This is a genomic window from Alcanivorax sp., assembly GCF_017794965.1.
GTDB lineage: Bacteria > Pseudomonadota > Gammaproteobacteria > Pseudomonadales > Alcanivoracaceae > Alcanivorax.
The window spans coordinates 2,544,895-2,568,198 of the sequence record NZ_CP051240.1; the positions used below are offsets into that span (position 1 = coordinate 2,544,895).

At 58.8% G+C, this 23,304-nt stretch carries 22 protein-coding genes and 1 tRNA gene; 13 read left to right on the forward strand and 10 right to left on the reverse strand.

What is annotated here, in order from left to right:
- Nucleotides 1-101 precede the first annotated feature (101 nt).
- Entirely contained in the window at nt 102-911 is an 810-nt protein-coding gene (locus tag HF945_RS11135; RefSeq protein WP_290522677.1) for a putative RNA methyltransferase, read from the forward strand.
- A 250-nt stretch (nt 912-1,161) separates the two neighbouring features.
- On the opposite strand, the gene HF945_RS11140 is transcribed toward HF945_RS11135, so the two are convergent.
- Entirely contained in the window at nt 1,162-2,778 is a 1,617-nt protein-coding gene (locus HF945_RS11140) for an FAD-dependent monooxygenase (RefSeq protein ID WP_290522678.1), read from the reverse strand.
- A gap of 77 nt (nt 2,779-2,855) precedes the next feature.
- On the opposite strand from HF945_RS11140, the gene dinB reads away from it, so the two are divergent.
- On the forward strand, nt 2,856-3,959 hold the full coding sequence (gene dinB / locus HF945_RS11145) for a DNA polymerase IV (protein ID WP_290522679.1): 1,104 nt from the start codon (nt 2,856-2,858) through the stop codon (nt 3,957-3,959).
- Nucleotides 3,960-4,121: 162 nt separating this feature from the next.
- Here dinB and HF945_RS11150 read toward each other — a convergent pair whose 3' ends face one another.
- Nucleotides 4,122-4,337 carry a hypothetical protein gene (locus HF945_RS11150; RefSeq protein ID WP_290522680.1) on the reverse strand — a complete coding sequence of 72 codons (216 nt, stop codon included), beginning with the start codon at nt 4,335-4,337 and terminating at the stop codon, nt 4,122-4,124.
- Nucleotides 4,338-4,588: 251 nt separating this feature from the next.
- Here HF945_RS11150 and ppnN point away from each other — a divergent pair, with 251 nt between their 5' ends.
- Nucleotides 4,589-5,956, forward strand: a complete 1,368-nt coding sequence (gene ppnN / locus HF945_RS11155; RefSeq protein ID WP_290522681.1) for a nucleotide 5'-monophosphate nucleosidase PpnN — start codon at nt 4,589-4,591, stop codon at nt 5,954-5,956.
- A 633-nt stretch (nt 5,957-6,589) separates the two neighbouring features.
- Here ppnN and HF945_RS11160 read toward each other — a convergent pair.
- Nucleotides 6,590-7,360: a 3-hydroxyacyl-CoA dehydrogenase gene (locus HF945_RS11160; RefSeq protein ID WP_290522682.1), complete on the reverse strand. Its 771-nt coding sequence runs from the start codon at nt 7,358-7,360 to the stop codon at nt 6,590-6,592.
- Nucleotides 7,361-7,523: 163 nt separating this feature from the next.
- On the opposite strand from HF945_RS11160, the gene egtB reads away from it, so the two are divergent.
- From egtB to HF945_RS11175, 3 genes are all read left to right on the forward strand, one after another.
- Nucleotides 7,524-8,813 (forward strand): ergothioneine biosynthesis protein EgtB, encoded by a 1,290-nt coding sequence (gene egtB, locus HF945_RS11165; protein WP_290522683.1) that lies wholly within the window; start codon nt 7,524-7,526, stop codon nt 8,811-8,813.
- Nucleotides 8,814-8,835: 22 nt separating this feature from the next.
- Nucleotides 8,836-9,822, forward strand: coding sequence for an L-histidine N(alpha)-methyltransferase (egtD, locus tag HF945_RS11170; protein WP_290522684.1), 987 nt, complete (start codon nt 8,836-8,838; stop codon nt 9,820-9,822).
- A 749-nt stretch (nt 9,823-10,571) separates the two neighbouring features.
- Nucleotides 10,572-11,096 (forward strand): acyl-CoA thioesterase, encoded by a 525-nt coding sequence (locus tag HF945_RS11175; protein WP_290522685.1) that lies wholly within the window; start codon nt 10,572-10,574, stop codon nt 11,094-11,096.
- A 154-nt stretch (nt 11,097-11,250) separates the two neighbouring features.
- On the opposite strand, the gene HF945_RS11180 is transcribed toward HF945_RS11175, so the two are convergent.
- The gene (locus HF945_RS11180) at nt 11,251-11,838 is read right to left on the reverse strand and encodes a DUF2846 domain-containing protein (RefSeq protein ID WP_290522686.1); all 588 of its coding nucleotides are present in this window, start codon (nt 11,836-11,838) and stop codon (nt 11,251-11,253) included.
- A 244-nt stretch (nt 11,839-12,082) separates the two neighbouring features.
- Here HF945_RS11180 and HF945_RS11185 point away from each other — a divergent pair, with 244 nt between their 5' ends.
- The 4 genes from HF945_RS11185 (at nt 12,083) to HF945_RS11200 (ending at nt 15,757) form a co-directional block, all read left to right on the forward strand.
- A complete protein-coding gene (locus HF945_RS11185; protein WP_290522687.1) occupies nt 12,083-12,583 on the forward strand; it encodes a DUF1289 domain-containing protein in 501 nt (166 codons plus the stop codon).
- A 237-nt stretch (nt 12,584-12,820) separates the two neighbouring features.
- Entirely contained in the window at nt 12,821-13,456 is a 636-nt protein-coding gene (locus HF945_RS11190) for a TetR/AcrR family transcriptional regulator (RefSeq protein WP_290522688.1), read from the forward strand.
- Nucleotides 13,456-14,259, forward strand: coding sequence for an SDR family NAD(P)-dependent oxidoreductase (locus HF945_RS11195; protein ID WP_290522689.1), 804 nt, complete (start codon nt 13,456-13,458; stop codon nt 14,257-14,259). The genes HF945_RS11190 and HF945_RS11195 overlap by 1 nt, the downstream gene beginning before the upstream one ends.
- A 13-nt stretch (nt 14,260-14,272) precedes the next feature.
- Nucleotides 14,273-15,757 carry an NAD(P)/FAD-dependent oxidoreductase gene (locus HF945_RS11200; RefSeq protein WP_290522690.1) on the forward strand — a complete coding sequence of 495 codons (1,485 nt, stop codon included), beginning with the start codon at nt 14,273-14,275 and terminating at the stop codon, nt 15,755-15,757.
- A 115-nt stretch (nt 15,758-15,872) separates the two neighbouring features.
- Here HF945_RS11200 and HF945_RS11205 read toward each other — a convergent pair whose 3' ends face one another.
- Nucleotides 15,873-16,805: an IS110 family transposase gene (locus HF945_RS11205; protein ID WP_290525391.1), complete on the reverse strand. Its 933-nt coding sequence runs from the start codon at nt 16,803-16,805 to the stop codon at nt 15,873-15,875.
- Nucleotides 16,806-17,342: 537 nt separating this feature from the next.
- Here HF945_RS11205 and HF945_RS11210 point away from each other — a divergent pair.
- Complete coding sequence (locus tag HF945_RS11210) at nt 17,343-18,290, forward strand: patatin-like phospholipase family protein (protein WP_290522691.1); 948 nt, start codon at nt 17,343-17,345, stop codon at nt 18,288-18,290.
- A 56-nt stretch (nt 18,291-18,346) separates the two neighbouring features.
- Here the strand turns inward: HF945_RS11210 and HF945_RS11215 are convergent, their stop codons facing one another.
- Both HF945_RS11215 and HF945_RS11220 read right to left on the reverse strand, forming a co-directional pair.
- Nucleotides 18,347-19,276 carry a glucosaminidase domain-containing protein gene (locus HF945_RS11215; protein WP_290522692.1) on the reverse strand — a complete coding sequence of 310 codons (930 nt, stop codon included), beginning with the start codon at nt 19,274-19,276 and terminating at the stop codon, nt 18,347-18,349.
- 35 nt (nt 19,277-19,311) lie between these two features.
- Complete coding sequence (locus HF945_RS11220; RefSeq protein WP_290522693.1) at nt 19,312-19,551, reverse strand: hypothetical protein; 240 nt, start codon at nt 19,549-19,551, stop codon at nt 19,312-19,314.
- A 278-nt stretch (nt 19,552-19,829) separates the two neighbouring features.
- Between HF945_RS11220 and HF945_RS11225 the strand changes: the two genes are divergently transcribed.
- The gene (locus tag HF945_RS11225; protein ID WP_290522694.1) at nt 19,830-21,443 is read left to right on the forward strand and encodes an ABC-F family ATP-binding cassette domain-containing protein; all 1,614 of its coding nucleotides are present in this window, start codon (nt 19,830-19,832) and stop codon (nt 21,441-21,443) included.
- Nucleotides 21,422-21,625: a hypothetical protein gene (locus HF945_RS11230; RefSeq protein WP_290522695.1), complete on the forward strand. Its 204-nt coding sequence runs from the start codon at nt 21,422-21,424 to the stop codon at nt 21,623-21,625. Before HF945_RS11225 ends, HF945_RS11230 begins: the two co-directional genes overlap by 22 nt.
- On the opposite strand, the gene HF945_RS11235 is transcribed toward HF945_RS11230, so the two are convergent.
- From HF945_RS11235 to HF945_RS11245, 3 genes are all read right to left on the reverse strand, one after another.
- Nucleotides 21,592-22,068 carry an NYN domain-containing protein gene (locus HF945_RS11235; protein WP_290522696.1) on the reverse strand — a complete coding sequence of 159 codons (477 nt, stop codon included), beginning with the start codon at nt 22,066-22,068 and terminating at the stop codon, nt 21,592-21,594. The genes HF945_RS11230 and HF945_RS11235 overlap by 34 nt on opposite strands.
- Before the next feature lie 361 nt (nt 22,069-22,429).
- A tRNA-Leu gene (locus HF945_RS11240) sits at nt 22,430-22,514 on the reverse strand.
- A 58-nt stretch (nt 22,515-22,572) separates the two neighbouring features.
- Nucleotides 22,573-23,256, reverse strand: a complete 684-nt coding sequence (locus tag HF945_RS11245) for a hypothetical protein (RefSeq protein WP_290522697.1) — start codon at nt 23,254-23,256, stop codon at nt 22,573-22,575.
- Nucleotides 23,257-23,304 lie beyond the last annotated feature (48 nt).

Sequence of the window (23,304 nt, forward strand, 5' to 3'; positions counted from 1 at the left end):
GACAGCCGTTGCTGGAGTGGGGGTATCACTGTTGGCCTCACCCTGTCCTTCACGCCGGGTCTGTGTTTCACTCTTCCAGCCATTCCCAACCGACACAACCCATGCCGACCCTGAAATGCCCCAGCTGTGATATCCCCTTGCAGCTCACCGACACCACCTGGCACTGCGATAACGGCCACCGCTTCGACCGTGCCCGGCGCGGCTACACCAACCTGTTGCTGGCCCAGCATCGCCGTTCCCGTTCTCCCGGTGACGACAAGGCCATGGTACAGGCGCGTACCGCCTTTCTGGATCTGGGACGCTATCAACCGCTGGCGGACGAGTTACTGAACAAGTTACCCGCCGAACCGGATGGCGACTGGCTGGATCTGGGCTGTGGCGAGGGTTGGTACAGCGAACAGTTCGCCAGCCAACTTGGTGCGGAGCACGGGGTCGGCGTGGATATTTCCAAGTTCGCCATCGATGCCGCCGCCAAGCGCAACAAGCAAGTGACCTGGCTGGTGGCCAGCGGCGCCCGCCTGCCCCTGTTTGATGAATGCATGCAACGGGTACTGGTGCTGTTCACCCGCCTGTTCACGGATGATATTGCCCGGGTGCTGAAACCCGGCGGAGAACTGATCGTCGTTGGTACCGGTGAAAACCACCTGATGCCGCTGCGAGAGGCGCTTTACGAAGACGTGCGTCAGTCAGGCTTCGATGCCGGCAAGTTCCTTGATGCGCGATTCGAGCTCATCGATAGCGAAGAAGTGCAGTTCGAATGGACGCCGGAAAATGAACAGGAACTGCAAAACCTGCTCACCATGACCCCCCACCACTGGCGCGCCAAACCGTCTGCCAAGGCTGACATCGGCAAGCTGGCGGGCAAGACCATGCCGGCGCACTTTGTGATTCAGCGATATCGGAAACAGTGAACAGTGAACAGTGAACAGTGAACAGTGAACAGTGAACAGTGAACAGTGAACAGTGAACAGTGAACAGTGAACAGTGAACAGTGAACAGTGAACAGTGAACAGTGAACAGTGAAGACTGCCCGAGCAGCATACCCTGTCAAGTATTTTTTCCCTTATCTTTAAAACGCAAAAAGGCCGCGCCAAAAGCACGGCCGCGGCCTCCTTCTTGGAAGTTACAACGACGCGCTATCGCGCCGCTGTTAACTGTTCACTATTCACTGTTAACTTTCTTCAAAATCGTATCCAGATACTCCAACAGATGATCCGCATTGCTCACCGGCGCCCGGTAAGCCAGATGGCCATCCGGGCGCATTAGCCACAGACGCGGGCCGTGGCCGAAGGCGGCGGCGAAGTGGCCTTCGTGGTCCTGCCAGATGCGGGTGGTACCTTCACGGGGCACGTCCGCGTGTGGGGTGGCTTGCGCTGCCACCACGGTGAGATGGGCGCGGTCCCGGTAGTCCTGGCCCAGTCGATCACTGAAGGCATAGAGCACCAGCTTCTCGTTGTGTTCCGGGTTATCGCTTAGCTGCAGAATCAGGTGGTGCACCGGCTTGCGCAGCAGGTCATGGAGCTGATGCAGGTGACCCGTGCGCACTGACTTGAGGGGCGCATCCGGCAGCCGGTCACCCGGTAGCGGCCCTTCCCGGCGCCAGCCCAGTTCTGATTCCGGGCCACTGGTGACAATGGGCGAATGGCGATAGTGCACGTCCAGCTGACTGGCCGTACGCAGAATCCGGCTCGACATTTTTCCGCGCCCACCCGCCAGCTTCAGCAGTGAATCACGGCTGCGACGCAGCAGTGGCAGCTTGACCAGCGAGGCACGGGACAGCATATCCACCCCGTAGATCATCTTTTCCGCCACCGGGCGGCGCTCCTGCTCGTAGCTGTCCAGCAGTTCGCCACTGCCAAAACCATTCAGGTAGTAACCCAGCTTCCAGCTCAGGTTGAAGGCATCGGCCAGGCCGGTGTTCATGCCCTGGGCACCCAGCGGGCTTTGCACATGGGCGGCATCGCCGGCCAGATAGACCCGGTTGCGCCGGTAATGCTGTGCCAGACGTCGCTGCACGGAAAATTCACTGATCCAGCGTGGGGAGCCCAGATCCGGTTTGTCACCCAGTATCAGCGCCAATCGTTCTTCAAAGATGGAAACATCCAGCGGTACGTCCGGTGGTGTATCCGTGGCCATGATCAGACGCCATCCGCTGGGCAGCGGAATGGCGATCAGCAACCCTTCTTCCTGCAGGAAACCGTGGGAGCTGTCATTGCGCCAGGGGCTTTCCCAGTCCACATCCGCAAGCAGAAAATGTTCGCTGTATTCCACCCCGTGGAAACCGATTCCCAACTGCTGACGCACCGTGGAAGCGACACCGTCTGCCCCCACCATCACATCGCACTGCAGTGTCTGGGTCTCGGTGCCTTGACGAATCCGGGCAGTGACACCGGTCCCATCCTGTGTGAAATCCAGCAGCTCCACTTCCCGAACCAACTCGCCACCCAGCGCCTTGTAACGCTGGATAAGAGCTTCTTCCACCTCAGACTGGGGGCAGCTGAGCACCCAGGGATAAGGCGCATCCAGGGAGGTCAGGTCCAGCTCGAACAGGAAGCCATTGTCGCCATACACCGACACGGCCTTGAGCACCCTGGACGCCTTGCGTACCGGGCCCAGCACATCCATGGCGGCAAACACTTCCAGACTGCGTGAATGCAGCCCCAGCGCCTTGGACCAGGGCGACGGCGCTGCCAGACGATCAATAATGGTGCAGGCAATGCCCTGTCGGCGCAGCCCGATGCCGAGCGTGAGGCCAGTGGGTCCCGCCCCGACGATCAATGCCTGGGGCGTGCTGTTCTCCGTAATGGCGATGGTACAATCTCCTTATCCTGCATTCTGGCCAACAACCGGTGACCATGACCCCGCCTACCCGCAAGATCATTCACGTGGACTGCGACTGCTTCTATGCGGCCGTGGAAATCCGTGATGACAAGACCCTGCGCGGCAGGCCGGTGGCAGTGGGCGGCGACCCGCACCGACGGGGCGTCATTGCCACCTGCAATTACCCGGCGCGGCACTTTGGGGTGCATTCGGCCATGGCCTCTTCCCAGGCATTGCGGTTGTGTCCGGATCTGATCATCGTGCCGCCGAACTTTGATAAATACCGCAAGGTCTCAGCCCAGATCCACGACATCTTCAAACGTTATACCGCGCTCATCGAGCCGCTGTCACTGGACGAAGCGTATCTGGATGTCTCCCAGAGCGAACAGTTTGAGAATAGCGCAACCCGCATTGCCGAGGCGATCCGTAACGAAGTGCGCCAGCAACTGGGTATTACCGTGTCGGCCGGGGTGGCCCCCAACAAGTTTCTCGCCAAGGTGGCCAGCGACTGGCGCAAGCCCGATGGCCTGTTCGTGATCACTCCCGCCCAGGTGGAAGACTTTGTCGCGACTCTTCCCGTGAAGAAGATTTCCGGGGTGGGCCGTGTCACCGCCGAAAAGATGGCCGGCCTGAAACTGCATACCTGTGGAGACCTGCAAGGTTTGAGCCGACTGGAACTGGCCCAGCAATTCGGCAGCTTTGGCGAACGCCTGTATCACCTCAGTCGGGGCGAGGATAACCGGCCAGTGCAGACCGGCCGACGACGCAAGTCCGTGTCCGTTGAACGCACCTACGACAAGGATCAGCCCACGCTGAAGGAGTGGCTGCGGGAGCTGGATACCCTGCTGGACAAACTCGAGGAACGGTTTGCCAAACTGGATCAGAACTACCTGATCAGCGGCCTCACCGCCAAGGTAAAGTATCAGGATTTCGTCAGCCTGAGCTGCGACAAGGCCGGCACCGACCTGAATCGGGAGCATTTCGAGGCATTATTCGAGCAACTCTGGGAGCGCCGCCAGGGACCGGCAAGGCTGCTCGGCATCGGCGCCCGGCTGCGGGATATGAAAGCGCCCCAGCAACCGGACCTGTTTCCGGAGGAGTGGGACAAGGCACTTCGGCAGCGGCGGGGGAAGAGCTGAAAAGCAGTTTAAAGTTGAAAGTTCAAAGTTTAAACGCGGATCAGGCCAGTGGTGGGTTTTGCCATGCCCTGCCCGCGCTCGCCGGTAAGGGCGCGGGCACAGCGGGCCAGAACGGAAAAACCTGCCTCGCGCCTTTTCAACTTTAAACTTTTAACTTTCAACTCAGTGAACCGAGTGCCCCACCCGCTCCAGCAATTCCGGCGGCATCAGGCCATCCATCAATTCCCGCCCGCGCTGTTTCACCGGCTCCATCTGCTCGTCCAGATAGGCATCCAGGGTAGCGACACAGTGGGTGCAGCGGGTCAAGGTGTCACTGTCGGGATGGTCGGCCAGTGCCTGCACCGCCACTTCCAATTCATTGAGATACTTGAGCAACATGGTTTGCTCCCTCGCTTAAGACTACATGCCGTGATCGGCAACCCATCCACAATAAGACACTTTCAAGTCAGTCTCATGACACAGATCATCATGCACTGAGTATGCCAATGCAGATAGTGGTGTGACGCGAACAGGGAAGTGCCGTTCCCGCGGGAATGTAAAAAAGCCGGCAGCCACCCCCTACTTTTCTTCACAAGCGTCCCTCTGGCCTTTCAGTTACTCTACCCACTGTTTGCGAGGAAAAGCCCTTTATGACCAAGACAGTAACGACGATTGTGGCCCCGGAAGGCAGCCTTGAGGTGCTCAGCCAGCATGAGGTAGAACGCCTGCGGGACACCTCAGGCAGCGGTCTGCATGACCTGTTGCGCCGCTGCGCCCTGGCCGTACTTAATTCCGGCACCCCCACCGATGACAGCCGCGAAGTGCTGGAAACCTACAAGGATTTCGATATCGAGGTCATCCAGGAGGACCGCGGCCTGCGGCTGAAGCTGGAAAATGCCCCGGCCGGCGCCTTTGTGGACGGGCGCATGATTCGCGGTATCCGCGAGCATCTGTCGGCAGTGCTGCGGGACATTGTCTACGTCTCCAACGAGATCCAGAACAACGACAGCTTTGATCTGAACAACAGCCAGGGCATCACCAACGCGGTGTTCCACATCCTGCGCAACGCCGGGGCGCTGAAATCCGGCTATTCGCCGAACATGGTGGTGTGCTGGGGCGGGCACAGCATTTCCCGTGAAGAGTACGATTACAGCAAGAGCGTGGGCTACCAGCTGGGCCTGCGCCACAAGGATATCTGCACCGGCTGCGGCCCCGGTGCCATGAAAGGCCCCATGAAAGGTGCCCATGTGGCCCACGCCAAGCAGCGCTTTGACGGCGGCCGCTATCTGGGGATCTCGGAACCGGGCATCATCGCCGCCGAAGCCCCCAATCCCATCGTCAATGAGCTGGTGATCATGCCGGACATCGAAAAGCGGCTGGAAGCCTTTCTGCGCGTGGGCCATGGCATCATTGTCTTTCCCGGCGGCGTGGGCACCACGGAGGAAATTCTTTACCTGCTGGGTGTACTGATGCACCCGAATAATGCGGACATGCCGCTCCCGGTGGTGTTCACCGGCCCGGCCAGCAGCGCCCCCTACTTCGAGCAGGTGGATGCCTTCATCCGCTCCACACTGGGCCCCCAGGCGGCCAACCGTTACCAAATCATCATTGATGATCCGGTGGCAGTGGCCATGGCCATGTGTCACGGCATCGACCGCCTGACCCTGTTCCGCCGCGACAACGATGACGCCTTCTACTTCAACTGGCGCCTGACCGTGCCGCTGGAATTCCAGCAACCCTTCAACCCCACCCACGACGCCATGGCGGGGCTCAATCTGGGACTGGAACAACCGGTACACGAACTGGCCGCCAACCTGCGCCGGGCATTCTCCGGCATCGTGGCGGGCAACGTGAAGGAACAGGGGATCCGCGCCATCGAGGAACATGGCCCGTACCAACTGCATGCACCCGGTGAACTCATGCGTCAGCTGGACAGTCTGCTCAAGGCCTTCGTCACCCAGCACCGCATGAAACTGCCGGGCTCGAATTACCAGCCGTGCTACGAGCTGGTGGGGTGAAAGGCAGCTTCGAGCTATGAGCTGTGAGCTGTGAGGGGAAACAGCACCACAGGCAGCGCAATGAGACAGAGGGGAGTAACTCAGCGCTGTACTTCGCGGTGACCTGCCTTGAGCCTGGCTGTACCTGTGGGAGCGTGCCTGCACGCGATGGAAAAGCAGGAGCGAGTTGAAAGTTTAAAGTTGAAAAGGAAATTCAAAAGCCAGACCGGGGTGCAAGCGAGGGGGTGGCTTTTTTGTGGGAGTCTGCTTGCAGACGAAGGTTTTGGCTATTCGCGTGCAGGCACGCTCCCACTGCGGGAGCCCTTGTTTGCCAAGCCCTCCGGATGCGACCGAGAATTGACGCAAACCCGAAAATCGCGGTGGAACCACCGCTCCTACAAAACAGGGAGCCCCCCTGGTAGGAGCCTTGCTCGCAAGGCGATCCGCCCGCAGGGGCATGAGCTCTCGTTGCCGGGCAAGATAGAGTCTCCCCCGTGTTTTCTGCGGTGCCTTTAGCCTGTTGCGTGATGCATGAAGCGTGAAGCGTGAAGCGTGAAGCGTGAAGCAGCCGCGGAGCGGCCCACAAAAAAGCCCCGGAAAACCGGGGCTTTTCTGTTTCAGCTCATAGCTAGCAGCTGGTCGCTCGCAGCTGCCTTACCGCGGCTGCATACGGATACCGCCATCAATTCGGATGGTTTCGCCGTTGAGGAACTTGTTTTCGATCATGTGGCAAACCAGCTGACCGTACTCTTCCGGGTGGCCCAGGCGCTTGGGGAACTGGGTCATGTCGATCAGCGGCTGCTTCACCTTGTCCGGGGCCGCATTCATCAGCGGGGTATTGAAGATACCCGGGGCGATGGTGTTGCAGCGGATACCCAGCGGTGCCAGATCACGGGCGATGGGCAGAGTCATGCCAACCACAGCCCCCTTGGTGGCGGAGTAGGCAACCTGACCCACCTGGCCATCGAAGGCCGCAACAGAAGCGGTGTTCACAACCAGGCCACGCTCGTTGTCTTCGCCCGGCTCATTCTCAGCCATGGCGGCAGCAGCCAGACGGGTCACGTTGAAGGTACCGACCAGGTTGATCTGTACCACCTTGTTGAACACGCCCAGATCGTGGGGCTTGTTCTCGCGGCCCACGGTCTTCATGGCAGAACCGATACCGGCACAGTTGACGGCAACATGGATAGCACCGAACTTTTCCAGGGTCGCCGCGATGGCCGCCTGTACGGAAGCTTCGTCGGTGACGTCGGTTTTCACGAAAGCCGCGTTGTCACCCAGCTGGGCAGCCACTTCCAGACCCTGCTCTTCGTTCAGGTCCAGGATCATCACCTTGCCACCCTTGGCAACAACCGCCTGGGCAGTAGCGTGACCGAGACCGGATGCACCACCGGTGATGACAGCAACTTTATCTGCAATGTTCATATGCTCTCCTTGGGTAAGGGCCATTGAGGACCCGCTGAGACATTGAGCCGGCAAGGATAACTTCAAGGGCTCCGTAACAATGCCCGGAGTATACCCACCCGTCCCCGGGGGCTCATTGTTGCTTTCGCTCAAACCGCCAGTGTTTTAAGGTGAGATTACGTCAATGGATACTGACAACGGCATGGGAGGGAGAACCTTGCCCGAGACCGATCGACAGCAGCGCCTGTCTGCACTGGCTCATGACTACCTGCGTATTCGCCGCTTCAGTGAGCAGCTGTGTACACCACTGGTTCCCGAGGATATGGGCCTTCAGGCCTGTGCGGATGTGAGCCCGCCCCGTTGGCACCTGGCCCACACCACCTGGTTCTTTGAAACCTTTCTGCTGGTGCCACACCTGCCCGGTTATCGTCCTTTCAATCCCGCATTCGAATACCTGTTCAACAGCTACTACAACGGCATCGGAGAACAGTACCCGCGCCCGCAACGTCACCTGCTCTCGCGCCCCACCAACGGGGAGGTGCTGCGCTGGCGTCAGCAGGTGGACGACGCCATGCTGACACTGATTCACAGCAATCCTGCGCTGACGGCACTGATTCAGCTGGGGCTCAATCACGAACAACAACACCAGGAACTGCTGCTTACCGACCTGAAATACAGTCTTTCCTTCAACCCCCTGTCCCCGGCGCTTTCCTCCCCGCTGGCGGCCAATGAGGACGCGGCACCCGCCATGACCTTCCAGCCGTTTACCGGCGGCAAGGTGGAACAGGGCGCGGCCCCCGGCGACGGCTTTAGCTTTGACAATGAGACACCCTGTCATCCGGTCTGGCTGGCCCCGTTCCAGCTGGCCAACCGGCCGGTCAGCAACGGCGAGTTCAGGGCCTTTATTGATGATGGTGGCTACCAGCGGGCGGCGTTGTGGCTATCCGACGGGTGGGCCTGGGTGCAGCAACAAGGCATCCAGCGGCCACTCTACTGGCAGGCAGATCTTGAGCACCACTGGACCCTGGCTGGAATCCAGCCGTTGTATCCCGGCCAGACCCTGGCCCATGTGAATTACTATGAGGCCGATGCCTACGCCCGCTGGGCAGGCCGGCGTCTGCCCACAGAACAGGAATGGGAGCACGCGGCCCGTCACAGCCAGCAGCATGGACACTTCGCCGATAGCGGCCACTTTCAACCCGGCCTGGCCGGCGCCGGCCAGCTCAGCCAGATGCTGGGAGACGTCTGGGAATGGACCGCCAGCGCCTACCTTCCCTATCCGGGCTTTCGCAACGCGGACGGCGCAGTAGGCGAGTACAACGGCAAGTTCATGTGCAACCAGATGGTGCTGCGCGGCGGCTCCTGTGTCTCCAGCCGGGACCATATCCGTGCCACCTACCGAAACTTCTTTTACCCCCATCACCGCTGGCAATTCAGCGGTATTCGTCTGGCGACAGACTATCCAGCCCAATAACAACTAGCCCCTGGAGGGGACCATGAAACAGGCAATGCCGGTGAATGAGCAGCAACTGGGCCCCAATCTCACGTTTTACGACCTGCATCCACCTGCCACTGACATGCTCGCCGAGGTCCGCCAGTCACTCTCTGCCCGTCAGCCGCACCTGCACCCCAAGTTCTTCTACGACCAGACAGGCTCACGCTTGTTTGATGCCATTACCGCCACCGAAGAGTATTACCCCACCCGTACCGAAGCGGCTTTGCTGGCCCGGCATAACGGGGAGATGCAGCAACAGCTGGGGGACACCGCCATCATTGCTGAACCCGGAGCGGGCAGCTGTCAGAAGGTGCGCCAGTTACTGGAGTGCTGGTCACCAGAGCGCTATATGCCTCTGGAAATTTCCCGCGACTGCCTGCTGGATGCCACCCGTCAGTTGTCCCGGGACTTTCCGGCGGTGCAGATCCGCGCCGTCTGCGCGGATTATTGCCAGGCCCTGTCCCTGCCCGGCGATAGTCGCCAACCGGGACAGGTGGTGTTTTTTCCCGGCTCCACCATTGGCAACTTCGAACCGGATGCGCGCCGACAGTTTCTGCGCGGTCTTCATCATCTCGCCGGTCCTGGCGGCGCCCTGCTGATTGGCGCTGACCTGCAAAAGGACAGCGCACGCCTCCACGCCGCCTACAATGATGCCCAGGGGCTCACTGCGGCCTTCAACCTGAATGCCCTGCATCACCTCAACCGGGAACTGGATTGCCAGTTTGACGTGGACAACATGCGCCATCTGGCCTTCTATAATGCCGACGCCGCACGTATCGAAATGCACCTGGAGTGCCTGGAAGACCAGCGCCTGCAACTGGGGGACACCCACCTGACCCTGAAAAGCGGCACCCGCATCCATACCGAGAATTCCTACAAGTTCACCGTGGAAGGATTCACCCGGGAACTGGTGGATGCGGGCTTTACGCCTCAGGGCTGCTGGACCGACCCTGACAACCTGTTCAGCTTGCATCTTGCCCGCCACTAGGGAGCCTCTGAATAACTCCTTGCATGCTCAGTCTTTCAGGCTGATTCACAATCTAGGCGCACTTTTGAAGGCATGCTGGTTGCCTGTCGAGAAAGTGCAACAACGAGTGTGGATCAGCCTGAATGACCCGGAGGGCGCGGCCTGAAGCGCACATCTGCTGCGCCTTGCCTCTTGAAAAGGGAACCACCCTTCCCTTCGAGACAAGACACAACAGCTGCACGCTCCAGGCCACGCTGAGTACGCAAGGAGTTATTCAGAGGTTCCCTGGATCTGCAAACACGGCTGTAACCGCCACATAACCGGAGTACAAGGGCGCTCGCCCACGCACAGCTGTCCCACAAATTCATGAAGGTCCTGAGGAAGCGGAGGCGCTTTCTCTTGTGGGAGCTTGCTTGCAAGCGAATAGCCCCTGCCGCACCAATATTCGCCTGCAACCAGGCTCCCACGAGACAGGCATCTGCGCGAGTCAAAATGTGCCGGTTAAATCCTGTTCGCCTAAACAGAGAAACCCGCCGGCTTGCCAGCCTGGCGGGTTTCGGAGTTCACCAAGTTAAACTGCGGGACAGCAGTGCCCGCCCATGGGCAGTTCATGCCATCGGACTGACGAATCCAATCGTCTGCTCGCCAGCTTTGGTAAGCTGGCGATAGTGTGAACTGTGTCCTGTCACGCTATAATGAATCCGGTTCTTCCCCCTCGATACCAAGAATGAAACCATTGCCATGACCGGGGCATGGCTAAGGGAGTTTGGATGCTTGAACTGATCAGCGCGGCGCGCAGACGCAAACGCCCGCCTACACACCAGCTATTTGATGTGGTCACCCTGGAGTTCCGGGTGGGCCTGCTGGATATCGACCTGAACATGCATCTGAACAATGCCAAGTACCTCAAATTCATGGATCGCAGCCGGCTGGAACATGCCGTGGTCACCGGCAGCCTGAACCGCATGATCGAGGCCCGTTGCAACGTGGTGGTGGCCAACACGGAAATCGCCTATATCCGGGAATTGCGCCCCTACCAGCAATTCCAGGTCCACACCCGCATCCTGGGTTGGGACGACAAGTACGTCTACTACGACCAGCGTTTCGAGTCGCAACGCAAACTGCATACCCACGCGCTGGTCCGGGTCGTCAATGTGTACGGGGGTAAAGCGATCAGCCCGGAAACCGCTCAGGACATCATGGGCATGCACCTGGAATCCCCCCCCCTGCCGGAGTACGTGGAGCAATGGAAACGGCTGCTGCAATCCAAGAAACGACTGACGGAAACAGACTAGCTGTGAGCTGTGAGCTGTGAGCTGTGAGCTGTGAGCTGTGAGCAAATGATCACCCAGTCCAAAACGGGATCAACTAACAGCACAAAAAAGCCCCGGAATTCCGGGGCTTTTTTTGTTTTTCTCGCAGCTCGAAGCTCGTAGCTGGCAGCTGCTTTCAATCCACTGAGTATGTATAAAACGGCGCCCAGCGCGGTTCTTTCTTCATGCGGTCTGCATAGTACACTCCGGGCTCGTCCAACCGTAGATCGGCAATTTCACGCAACGCGATGGCGCGTGGCACTTGTTGCAGCGGACCAGCCTGTTGGTAGTCTTCCGGGTTGGCAACGATCTCGGTCAGGTCCAGGGGCTTCAGTTCTGAATAGCGGAAGTAGTAGTCCTGGCCACCCTGGATCTCGAGATCCATTTCAAAGATCATCTTCAGGTAAAGAACACTGAACGGACGGCGGGCATAAAAATCGTGGGTGCCGGCGGGCAGTTCCAGCCAGGTGTAAGCACCCGCCTTGAGCCCAAAGAGCTGGGAAGAATCCAGGAAAAAAACCGGCGCCTGCACTTCTTCATACCCCCAACGGGTAATCGGCCGGTAGATATAGACCATGGAATTACGCGGATCCAGCGTTTCGATGGGATCGAAGGTCTTGCCATCCGGCGCATCCAGAAAGGCCCCCGGTGTAGAAGGAATCCCCATCCCGGAACACCCCGACAGGGTCAGACTGAACAAGGCCAGCCACACAACCAATCGCATTATTATTCTCCATTGGCACCGTGGCTCACGAATGGCCCGGCCCTGTTATTATTGCGCTCGTCTGGTCTGCCGGCACCGCTACCGGACTCAGAGGGCGAATCGTTATGAAATATAGTGCCTTAATTTGGCTCTAACTATGGCCGATTTGACCGCGTTGCTCAAGATTGCAGCAACCCGCCAGGGGCCTTGCTCATCGGACTATTAGCCCTCCCCGCAGCGGGGGGATTTCTGGTAATCTTTCGCCATGTCCGTAAATCGTATCCGCACCCCCTGTATTGGCGTTTGTTCCACCGTGTTTGGCGACACGGTGTGCCGTGGCTGTCGCCGTTTCAGTCATGAGGTGGTGAACTGGAACGCCTATACCAATGAACAGAAGAGCATTGTCTGGAAGCGACTGGACCTGCTGCTCAGTCAAGTGGTGGACAACTACTTCCATGTGGCCGATGCCACCCTGTTTGCCGAGCAACTGACCTTTCAGAACCTGCGCTTCCAGCCCCAACTTTCTCCACAGGGCTGGGTGCCGGAGCTGTTAAAGGCCGCCGGCAAACAGGCGATCCCCTACGACCGTTTCGGCCTCACCCCCCTGGCCCCCAGCCATGGCCTGACCCCACGTGAACTCTACGAGCAAATCAGCGCCGAGTGCCACGCCCTCTCCCAGGCCCATTATGACCGCTCTTACGCCCGCCCGGTCACCCTTGTCGCGGAACTCACCGAGTATGCGGCGCGGGAGAAAGGGCTAATTTAGCTATGAGCTATGAGCTATGAGCTATGAGCTATGAGCTATGAGCAGGATGATGCGCGCCACAACGTCAGAATCAACAACCGACTCCTGGAGTACCTCCGGTTTTTCTCGCCGCTAGAAGCTGGTCGCTCGCAGCTGCTTTTATTTGTCCCAATCTGACCCACAACCCCCTTCCACCAATACATCACTCAATGGCACATTTACGGAATGAACATTCATTATTCATTTCGCAGGTGAGTCATGGACACAGCCACATCCATCGCCAACAACGCTTCCCGGCCCGTCAAGGAAAGAGGGAAACGGGAACAGATCATCAGGGCCGCCTTGCAGGTATTCGCCGAACACGGACTGCATGGCACTCCGGTACCGCCCATCGCCGACCAGGCTGGTGTGGGTGTAGGCACCCTGTACCGGTACTTTGACGGTAAGGAAGCACTTATTAATGCGGCCTTCTGCGATGCCAAGCAGCGGCTCCAGGATCATCTGCTGACCGACCTGGATCTTCTCGACCCGAGCCGCGCCCTGTTCGATACCCTGTGGGCCCGACTGACGTCATTTGCCCGCAACGAACCGGAGACCTTCCAGTTTCTGGAAATACAGGATCACCACAGCTACCTGACCCCGGAAAGCCGCAGCCAGGAACAGGCCCTGCTCATCCCCTTGGGCATGATGGTGATCATCGGCCAGCGCAACGGTCTGCTTAGCGACCGCCTCAAGCCAGATCTGGCCATTGCCCTGTTCTGGGGCGCCTTTGTGGGCATCTTCAAGGCGGAGCGCCTCAACTACCTGACCCTCACCGATGATGATCTGAAACGGGCCCGCGATGCCTGCTGGCTGGCCATGGCCAATGACACCGCCAATGGAGTGACCTCATAATGCCTTCTTCACTCACTCGCACTGCGGTCATGAAACCCCGACACATTCTCATCACCGGGGCTGCCGGCGCCATCGGCAGTGCCCTGGCGGACCAGTTTCGCAGTCATCATCCGGATGCCGATCTGACGCTGGTTGATCTCAATCCGGAGGCTCTTCAACCCATTGCTCAGCAGCACGCAGCCAACACCGAAGTGTGCGACCTGACGAATATCGAGGCACTGCCGAGTTGGTGGGAAGCGCTGGTCAGCCGACATGGCCCGGTGGATGTACTGGTCAACTGTGCCGGCATCATGGACATCATGACCCTGGCAGGCACCGGCTGGGAACGTGGCAAGCGTCTCATGGACATCAACTTCACCGCTCCCATGCGGCTCATGGACCTGGCCTTGCCCGCCATGATCGAAAGCCAGCAAGGTTGCGTGATCAATATTTCCAGTATGGCAGGCAAGGTACCCATCCGCGGATGCAGCTACTATGGCGGCGCCAAGGCGGGTATTGGCATGGCCTCGGAAATCGCCCGGCTGGATCTGAAGAAAGAGAACGTCAATGTGGTCACCGTCTATCCTGGTCCGATTTACTCCGGGCTGGAAAACCATGCTCGCAGCCAGGTGAAGCGCGGACCCGTCTCCCGCTTTATTCCCACCGGCAAGCCGGACGTATTGGCCGAACGCATCTACCGAGCCTTCCACAAGGGCGGCGCCCGGGTTATCTACCCGGATGTCTATAGCCTGGCCAAACAGGTGGCCAATCTGAACCTGACCAACAAAGCCATGGACTTCTTCAGTCCCCAGCCCAACCAGTAACTCGGATACCCTCATGACTCAACACGCAAACACGCCTATTCATGATGTGCTGATTGTCGGCGCCGGCATCAGTGGTATTGGTCTCGGCATCAAGCTGAAAGAGGCCGGCATCCACAATTTCCTGATCCTGGAAAAAGCCACAGACCTGGGCGGCACCTGGCGGGACAATACTTACCCCGGCTGTGCCTGCGATGTACCGTCGGCGCTCTATTCCTATTCGTTCGCGCAGAAACCGGACTGGACCCGGGCTTTTGCCGGCCAGGCAGAAATTCTCGACTATGTGCGCGAAGTGGCAGAGCAGCACCGGATTGTGCAAAGCATCCACTTTAACCAAGGTGTGGAACGCGCCCAGTGGCGGGAAGACAAAAACCTCTGGGAAGTGCAGACCGCCGACCAGCTCTATCTGGCCCGCACCGTGGTGGCCTGTTCTGGCTACCTGCATGAACCCATCATCCCGGCGATCCCCGGCCTGAAGGATTTCAGCGGCACGCTGTTCCATTCTTCCCGCTGGGATCACGACCATGACCTGAGCGGCGAGCGTGTGGCGGTGATCGGCACCGGCGCCTCTGCCATCCAGTTCGTCCCGGAAATTCAGCCGAAGACAAAGCACCTGACACTGTTCCAGCGCACGCCACAATGGGTGCTGCCCAAGCCGGACCACAGCATTCCCAAAGTGGAAGAAAACTTCTTCCGCCTGCCGTTCACCCTGAACGCCTGGCGCAAGATGCTGTATGGCGGTTTCGAAACGTTCGGCATTGGCTTCCGCCGCCCGGCCATCCTTAAACAGATTCAGAAGCTGGGCCAGGCCCACCTGAAAGTGGCCATCAAGGACCCCGCGCTACGCGCCAAGCTGACCCCGGATTACACCCTGGGCTGCAAGCGGGTACTGATGAGCAACAACTACTACCCGGCGCTGAATCAGCCTAACGTGGATGTCTTCCACACCGGATTAAAGGAAGTCCGTGGCAACACCCTGGTAGGCCAGGACGGCAGCGAATGCGAGGTAGACACTATCATCCTCGGCACCGGTTTCTTCGTCACCGAGCCGCCCATTGCCAATCATATCTATAACGACGCTGGCCAGTCCTTGAGCGAAATGTGGCAAGACGGCATGCAGGCCTATCGTGGCACCACCATCGCCGGCCTGCCCAATGCCTTCATGGTCCTTGGGCCGAACCTTGGCATCGGTCATAACTCCGCGTTTATTGTTATCGAGGCACAGATCAACTACATCGTCAGCACCCTGACCACCATGCGCGACAAACAACTGCAACGTATCGAGGTGAAAGCCGAAGTACAGCGAGACTACAACCGCAAGGTGCAGAAAGACCTGCAAGGCACGGTATGGAATACCGGCGGCTGCTCCAGTTACTACCTGGACAAGAACGGCTTCAACAGCGTCGGTTTCCCATGGAGCACGCTGGAGATGCAGCGTCTGCTGAAACAGTTCGACAGTGACAACTACAGCCTGACACCGGCGAATCAACCGGTTTTTTAAGCCGCTTCGCGGCTGCATCACGTAACGGGTGACACGCAAAGATCAGAAGCGGGTTTACCACAGCGGGCGCAGGGCTCACAGGACTCCGTAGGAGATTCTATGTTGTCCACCCCTTTTATGCGGCGGACGACGGCGCGTAGCTGGTGCGGTTCTTCATCAACGCGAAGGCGATACGGACCAGCTTGCGTGCGAGGATGACCAGGGCCTGCGTTTTCGCCAGGCCACGGTCGAGATAACCTTGGTAGACACTAGCCCAGCGGGCGCTTTTACGGGCAGCCATAGCTGCGCAATAAAGCAGTCTGCGGGTTTCTGAGTCGCCTTTCTTGGTCAGCTTGCGTTTTCCCGTTCTGGTGCCGGAGTCCTTTACATGGACATCCATCCCCAGGAAGGCGACGAAGGCGTCGCTGTTGCGGAAGTCTCCTCGTAGGAAGGCCATAACGAGCGCATATGCAGTCAGGTCGCCCACACCTTCCAGAGCCTTGCACCGTTGCACCTGATCACTAAGTCCAGCTTCTCTTACGGTGTCGCGAAGGTGTTTCTGGATCAGCGTATCCAGACTATTGATCTGTGAGATCAGCTTTTTCAGGCTTGCCTTGAGGATCTTTTCGCCACCCAGACTTTGCTGGATCATGGAGCGTGCCTTGATGAGCGCGGCGCGGCGGCGCAGCAGTGTCTGCAGTGTTCGATACGCCTTGGGTGGCGGGCTCCAGCGGCGTAGATCCTCTTTTTCTCTCTGCAAATGGCGGGCGAGCAGCTGGGCGTCAGAAGCGTCTGTTTTGGCTCGACCGCCTGTTCCCTTGCGGTAGCTGCTGAGCCGTGAAGCATCAACGACGTAAATGTGGTGCCCTTTGGCATGGGCCAACTCGATGACTGCCATGTGGTAAGTCCCTGTGGCCTCAATGGCGATCTCACAGGGGCATGGCAGGCTTTTGAGCCAGCGCTTGATCGCTTGGGGGGTGTTCTCGATAGTGAGCGTCTTGCCTTGGAAATGAATGACCAATTCGGCCTTGGCGACGTCGATGCCGACGATGGATCTTACTACTTGCATTGCCACTGAACTGCCCCTTGAGCTAGGTTACACATGCTTGTCGGGGCGCACCTAAACGCTGGCTTGCTGGTATCGTCGGTCTGAGGTGCGACTCAGCCGATGGATTCTTTATCGGCGTATGAATAGGTGCGGGGTGGGGCCAAGTCTCCTACCGTCTGTACCCTTGGGTCAGATGCGTCGTTGGTCCCTCCACCCCGGCAAGTCCTGCATTGTTGCAGGAGGGGCATTCAAACATACAAGCGTCGCTCGCGGCGCGATAACCCAAATATGGAAAACGATATTTACCACAGAGAGAACAGAACACACAGAGTAAAGACCTTCTTGTTCTCGGTCACCTCTGAGCCCTCTGTGGTGAAAGTTTGTTTGATCATGGCCGGAATCGCGCCGCCAGCGACGTTCCTACGGGAAGGCCTCAGTAACAGCGAATTCACGCAAATCCGCGATGTACCACAAAAAGCGGGTTTACGATTTTGATTTTAGCGTCCGACGTCCGACCTCAGACGTCCGACCGCCCAACAACTTATGCAGGGAACCACCATGCCAAAAGACAACACCCCTTCAGCTCCCAAACGCGCTCTGGTCCTCGGCTGTGGCGGCGTCGCCGGCGGCGCCTGGAGCATAGCTGCACTGCATCAGCTGGAACAGCAACTGGGCTGGGACTGCCGTGATGCCGATGTGCTCATCGGCACCTCCGCCGGCGCCGTACTGGCTGCACTTCTCGGCAGCGGCATCAGCGTCGATCAACTGCTGGCCTGCCAGCAAGGCACCAGCGACATCTGCCAATGGAACCACGACACAGACACCGGCGGCGCCTTGCCACCACTTCCTGGCGCTCGCTTCACCGGCAAATCACTGGCTCTGAAGGGCCTGCGCGGGGAGGTATCGGCACTCACCGCCATCTGCGGGGCGTTGCCTGCTGGCCAGTTCGACATGAGCGCCTTTCGCACATTGATTAACGATGCGACAAAAGGCAAAGACTGGGTGAAACACCCCGCCACCTGGATCATGGCAGTGGATACCGGCTCAGGAAAACGCATTCCTTTCGGCAAGGGCGGCGCCCCCAAAGCCACCATCAGCGATGCGGTGTGCGCCTCCTATGGCGTGCCCTTCTGGTGCCCACCCGTGACCGTCAACAACCGTACTTATATTGACGGCGGCGTCGCCTCTCCTGTATCTGCCGACATGCTGGTAGACAGCGCCGTGGAGGAAGTCATCGTGCTGGCTCCCATGGCGTCCCGGCACCCGGACAAACCCTGGCACCCGTTTGAGCGAATCGAACGATGGGTACGCCGCTACATGACCGGCATTGTGGACAAGGAAGTGGCGGCACTGGAAAACGCGGGCAAGAAAGTCATCCGGATCGAGCCTGTAGCCGATGACCTGAACGCCTTTGGCTACAATATGATGGACCCTGCCCGCCGCAAACGGGTACTGAAGACGGCATTATCCACAACACCCACCACGGTAAACCGAGCACTTGCTTGAAGTGTGGGCGCAGCTCCGCCGGCTAACTCTCCCTGAAAACACCAGGGCAGTTTGCGTCAGAGGCTGGCCTGATCAGCTGGCACCAACACCAGGGCACGCATGTCGGCAAACTGGGCATCATCCGTTCCCTGCAGCTTGTTGAACGTGATGATGGACTGGAGAGATTTCACATAGTCCATGCCGCGTTCCGAGTATTTATCCAAGGTGGTTGCTGCCTGCAGGCCGGTAAAGGATTGCCCTCTGTCTCGCTGGCTGGCACGTAACTCACGGAAGGCCGCATAGGCTGAATGACGGTTCAGGTTGAGGGCATGCGCACGCACAGACTGCAGCGGCGATTCGAAGGCTGCGATCCGGTAATCCCCCATGCCACTGCGTTGCCCCTTTGGCGTGATGCCGTTTCCTCCCCAGGTCCACTGCCCAAACAGGGCATTGCCTTCGAAGGCAAAACGCGAGGTGCCCCAACCGCTCTCCTCAGCCGCCTGGGCAAGAATCAACGACGGAGGGATGACATCCACTCGATCAAGCAACCTGTTGATCTGGTCATCCAGCGCACCCTCGCCGACACCGTATTGCTCTGCCAGCTGACGCACCCATGCCTTGTCCTCCGCCGGCAGGTCGCCCCGGGAAGACAACCCAAGCAGCCGCTTGCGGTCCTGCAGGATCAATTCATTGCTGCGCAGCACCAGCGGCCCCACCGTGCGGAAGAACAGTCGTTTCTTCAACGCCACCGTAACGGCGTGGCTCACTTCCGCGCCCCACTGCGCGGGCACCGAAGTCAGATACAGGCGGGGCACATGTCGGTCACCCGCTAACCAGGTTTCATCGGTGTAATCCAATTGCTCATACAGATCCAGCAACCCGTGGTAATCCTCAAGGACCACCACGCTGACTTTACTTTCCCCGCCGGTGGCCTCAGCATAATCCGCAGCCTGCAGCGTCGAACAGAGAAACAGCAGCACACCCGCAACCCAACATTTGATCATCATTCCCCATCCCTGGTCTAAAGCGACTGCATGGCGCTCTACGGCTCTGCGGAAGACGTCGGTTCGTCTTCAACCATTATTTTGAAGCCTTTCATGGCATCACGCACTTCAAGACTTTCTGCGTGGGTTAGCACACCAAGCACCAACGCACCGGCGATCAGCATCGCCAACCCCAGTAACGCCCACTTTTCTTTCTCGATCTTTCGCTGACCACCCGGGCGGCTTTCTTCACCCTCATCCTGATGATAGTGATGATCGTGCGGCCTGTTATCCGGCATAGATACCTCCTTCTCTCCCGTTCTACGCCGCTGAAAGACCGCCTGCAAGACGAGGAGAGGATCAAAGCGATAACCGGGTGCCGGAATCAGAGCGGCATAAAGAGTGGCATAAATGGTGGAACTTATTCAGCATGGGCCACTCTATGGAATAACACGGGCGACCCGCCCGCCAACACAGGTATTTGTCCAATGCGCTACTGATGCCGCCGTTATCACAACGGCCAGTCTCCACCGCCCCCCAAATGCAGGGGGAGTACATGGCATCCAGGGCATAGAGCATGACAAATCCCGTTATCACGCTGAGAGACGTGTCTCTCAGCTTGCCGGACAGCCGCCAGCTGTTCTCCGGCCTCAACCACACCTTTGACCATAACCCGACCGGATTGGTGGGACGTAATGGTGTGGGCAAGACCCTGCTGGCCAGAATTCTGGCCGGGCAGCTTTCTCCCTCTCAGGGACAGCGCAAGTCCTCCGGCAGCGTCCATTACCTCGGCCAGCAAATCACACCTTGCGCACGGGCAACCGTGGCGGATCTGGCCGGGCTGGGGTCGGCATTACAGGCGCTTTCACGGATTGAATCCGGCGGCTGTGACCCGCAAGACTTTGACCTGATAAGTGACCGCTGGGACCTGAAAGCGCGCTTCAGACTCCAGCTTGATCAACTGGGGCTGGGCGCTGTCCCCCTGTCTGCGTCCGCCAACGCTCTGAGCGGCGGTCAGCGTATGCGGGTAGCACTGGCCGGGGCCCTGCTGTCGGACGCCGATTTCCTGATTCTGGATGAACCCAGCAATCATCTGGACCGGGATGGCCGGGAATTCCTGATGACCCAGCTCGGCCAGTGGCAACGAGGGTTGATTGTGATTAGCCATGACCGGGAACTGCTGGACACGATGGCATGCACCGTGGAGCTGACCCACCACGGACTGCAGCGATATGGCGGCAATTATGCCTTCTATGCACAAGCCAAGACCCGTGAAACTCAAAACGCACAACAGCACCTCGATCAGGTCAGATTGGCTCGCCAGCGGGCGGAGCGACCCCTGCAGCAGCAACAGAACAGACAGGCCCATCGCCAGGCGCGCGGCCGACAAAATGCCAAACAGGGCAACCAGGCAAAGGTACTGCTGGACAAGCAAAAGGAACGCTGCGAGTCCAGTCATGGCGCACTGAAACGGCAACAGGCCGCGATCCGTGAAAAGCATCAACAGGCCGTCAGCACGGCAGAAGCAGCCCTGGAGAATGATACCGCCATCCACCTGCATTCCATCCCTTTGCCCAGCATGAAAGGCGGCATTGCCGTGCGACTGAATCAACTGCATCTGCCTTTCGGTGGCACAACCCGGCACCCCATCAACCTGTCCATCCGGCAGGGACAGCGCATCGCTGTGACCGGACCCAACGGGTGTGGAAAATCCACATTGCTCAAAGTGATGACCGGCATGCTGACGCCCCTGGCGGGGGACTGTCAGATACCGGAACACAGCCGCTATCTGGACCAGCATCTGGAGTCTCTCAACCCGGAACACACCTTGCTCGATCAGCTCAAGAGCGCGAACCCAATGGCCCCCGAAGGACAACTGCGGATGCTCCTGGCTCAGCTCGGTCTTGGTGAGGAAAAGGTCCGTTGCCGATTCACGGAACTCAGTGGCGGAGAAAAGTTGAAAGGTACGCTCGCCTGCCTGCTCTACGCGGCATCGCCCCCAGCCCTGCTCCTGCTGGACGAACCGGGCAACCATCTGGACCTGGCCTCACTCAATGCGCTGGAAAGCATGTTGAGGCAGTATCGGGGAACACTCATTGTGGTGTCTCACGACAGGGTATTTCTAAACAACCTCGCATTAACCCATCACCTGACGGTGGCTGAGAAAGAATGGCAATTGCAGCCGGTGTGATCTTTTATTGGCACATAAGCGATATGCAAGCAGGGAGTCCTGCCGGCTACACAGCCGTGGAGAAGAAGCGCCTGCTTGCAGGCAGTAAGCGTCAGCGGATTTCAAAACAGCCGGCCCCGGAAAAGCTGGCCGGAATCCGCCATCCGTATCAAGGCAACAACAAATCTGTATCTATGGGGTGATACACATCGGCACTCTCGATCAAGGATCGGGCAGTCAGCGATTCGACCCCGTACACCTCGGTACACACACCCGCGCTCACCTTGATGGCCGACAACAGCACATCAAAATCCCCATCCCCGGACAGCAACACCACCGTATCCACCTGCGGCGCATGGGTCATCACATCCACCGCGATACCCACATCCCAGTCGCCCTTGGCAGAGCCATCGCTTCGCTGGATAAAGGGTTTGAGTTTGACGGTAAACCCCATGTGCCTGAGCGCATCCTGAAACCGGGTCTGCCCGTCATCGCCGCGCTCCGTGGCGTAGGCCATAGCCATCACGATATCGCCTTGCTTCGAAAGTCTTTCCCACAAAGCCCGGTAGTTAAACTGACGACCAAACGCCTGGCGAGTGGTGTAATAGATGTTCTGAACGTCGGCGAAGACGGCGATGCGAGGCATGGCACTTTCCATTAACGGGGAGCTTTTCGAACCATGAAGACTAGCACAACAATGTCACCGCTAAGCCCAACGCACCGCACACCTGGCCTTGATGGAGCATGTAAACTAGGCGAGAGCCACAATCTCCGAAGGTTCGCACCTCAAGAGGCGTTATTCGCTTCGCTCACCCTCCGGGCCAGACTGCGTCTGTTACCTCCACTGCGTTACGGTTCCTACAGCAATCTTCTGCGTTTGTGCGATGAAAAAGCATCAATGCCATCAGCACGGTATCCCAACATAACCCCCCATGCGTGTTGCACCCACAGAGCGGGCCCCACAAAAAAGGCCGTAGCAGAAAACTGCTACGGCCTTTCTCTTGAGATGGTGCGCCAGGAAGGACTTGAACCTTCACACCTCTCGGCACCAGAACCTAAATCTGGCGTGTCTACCAATTCCACCACTGGCGCAATGGGCCGCTATTCTAGCAGGGTGTCCGGCAATTGCCAGCGCGGTTTTCCGGCTGTGTCAGCCCTGGAGAATCCGGTATAGCGCCTGGAGATCCTTGTCGATCTTGTTCACCTTGGTCTGCAACGCGTCCACCCGGGGGTCCGGTGCAGCCTGTGCAGACACAGGGGCGGGCGCCGGGGCGGCGGGGGAAGCAGGCCGGCTGGCCAGGGCGGACACTCTGCCTGAGACAGCGTTGAGGCCAGACTCCACTTCCGCAATGCGTTTTGTCAGCGTTGCGGTTTCGCCATCGTCCTGACCGGCCTTGGCCACCGCAACACTGAGATTGCGCACCCTGGCGCTGAGTTCACGCAGGTCGTCACGGAGATTGGCGACCGCGCTGCTGTCCACCGAGCCACTGGCAACGGCATTCAGGGCGACACGTGTCGGTTTGTCAGCAGAATCTGCAACGCTGGCGGACAGCGTTGCATAATCGGCTTTCAGCTGTGCCAATTCATTGCTCAGTTGCTGCTGCCCCACCCATTGCCAAATCGCCAACAGCAAGGCAGCGACGGCCAAGCCCAATGCCAACCACACGGTGTTGGCTGACTTGCTGCGAGGTTCGCTGACCGGCTGTTGACCACGGGCGGCCTTGCGTAGTGGCACCGGTTCGCTGGCAACAGGCTCGACGGGTACCTGTACGGCGAGCACATCCTGATTGAGCCCCTGCAGGCGTCGTTTTTTATTTTCCGGCAACTTGGCCATGACAAATTGCTCTTTGTCATTATTGTTAGGGGGAACCTGGGGCTCCCC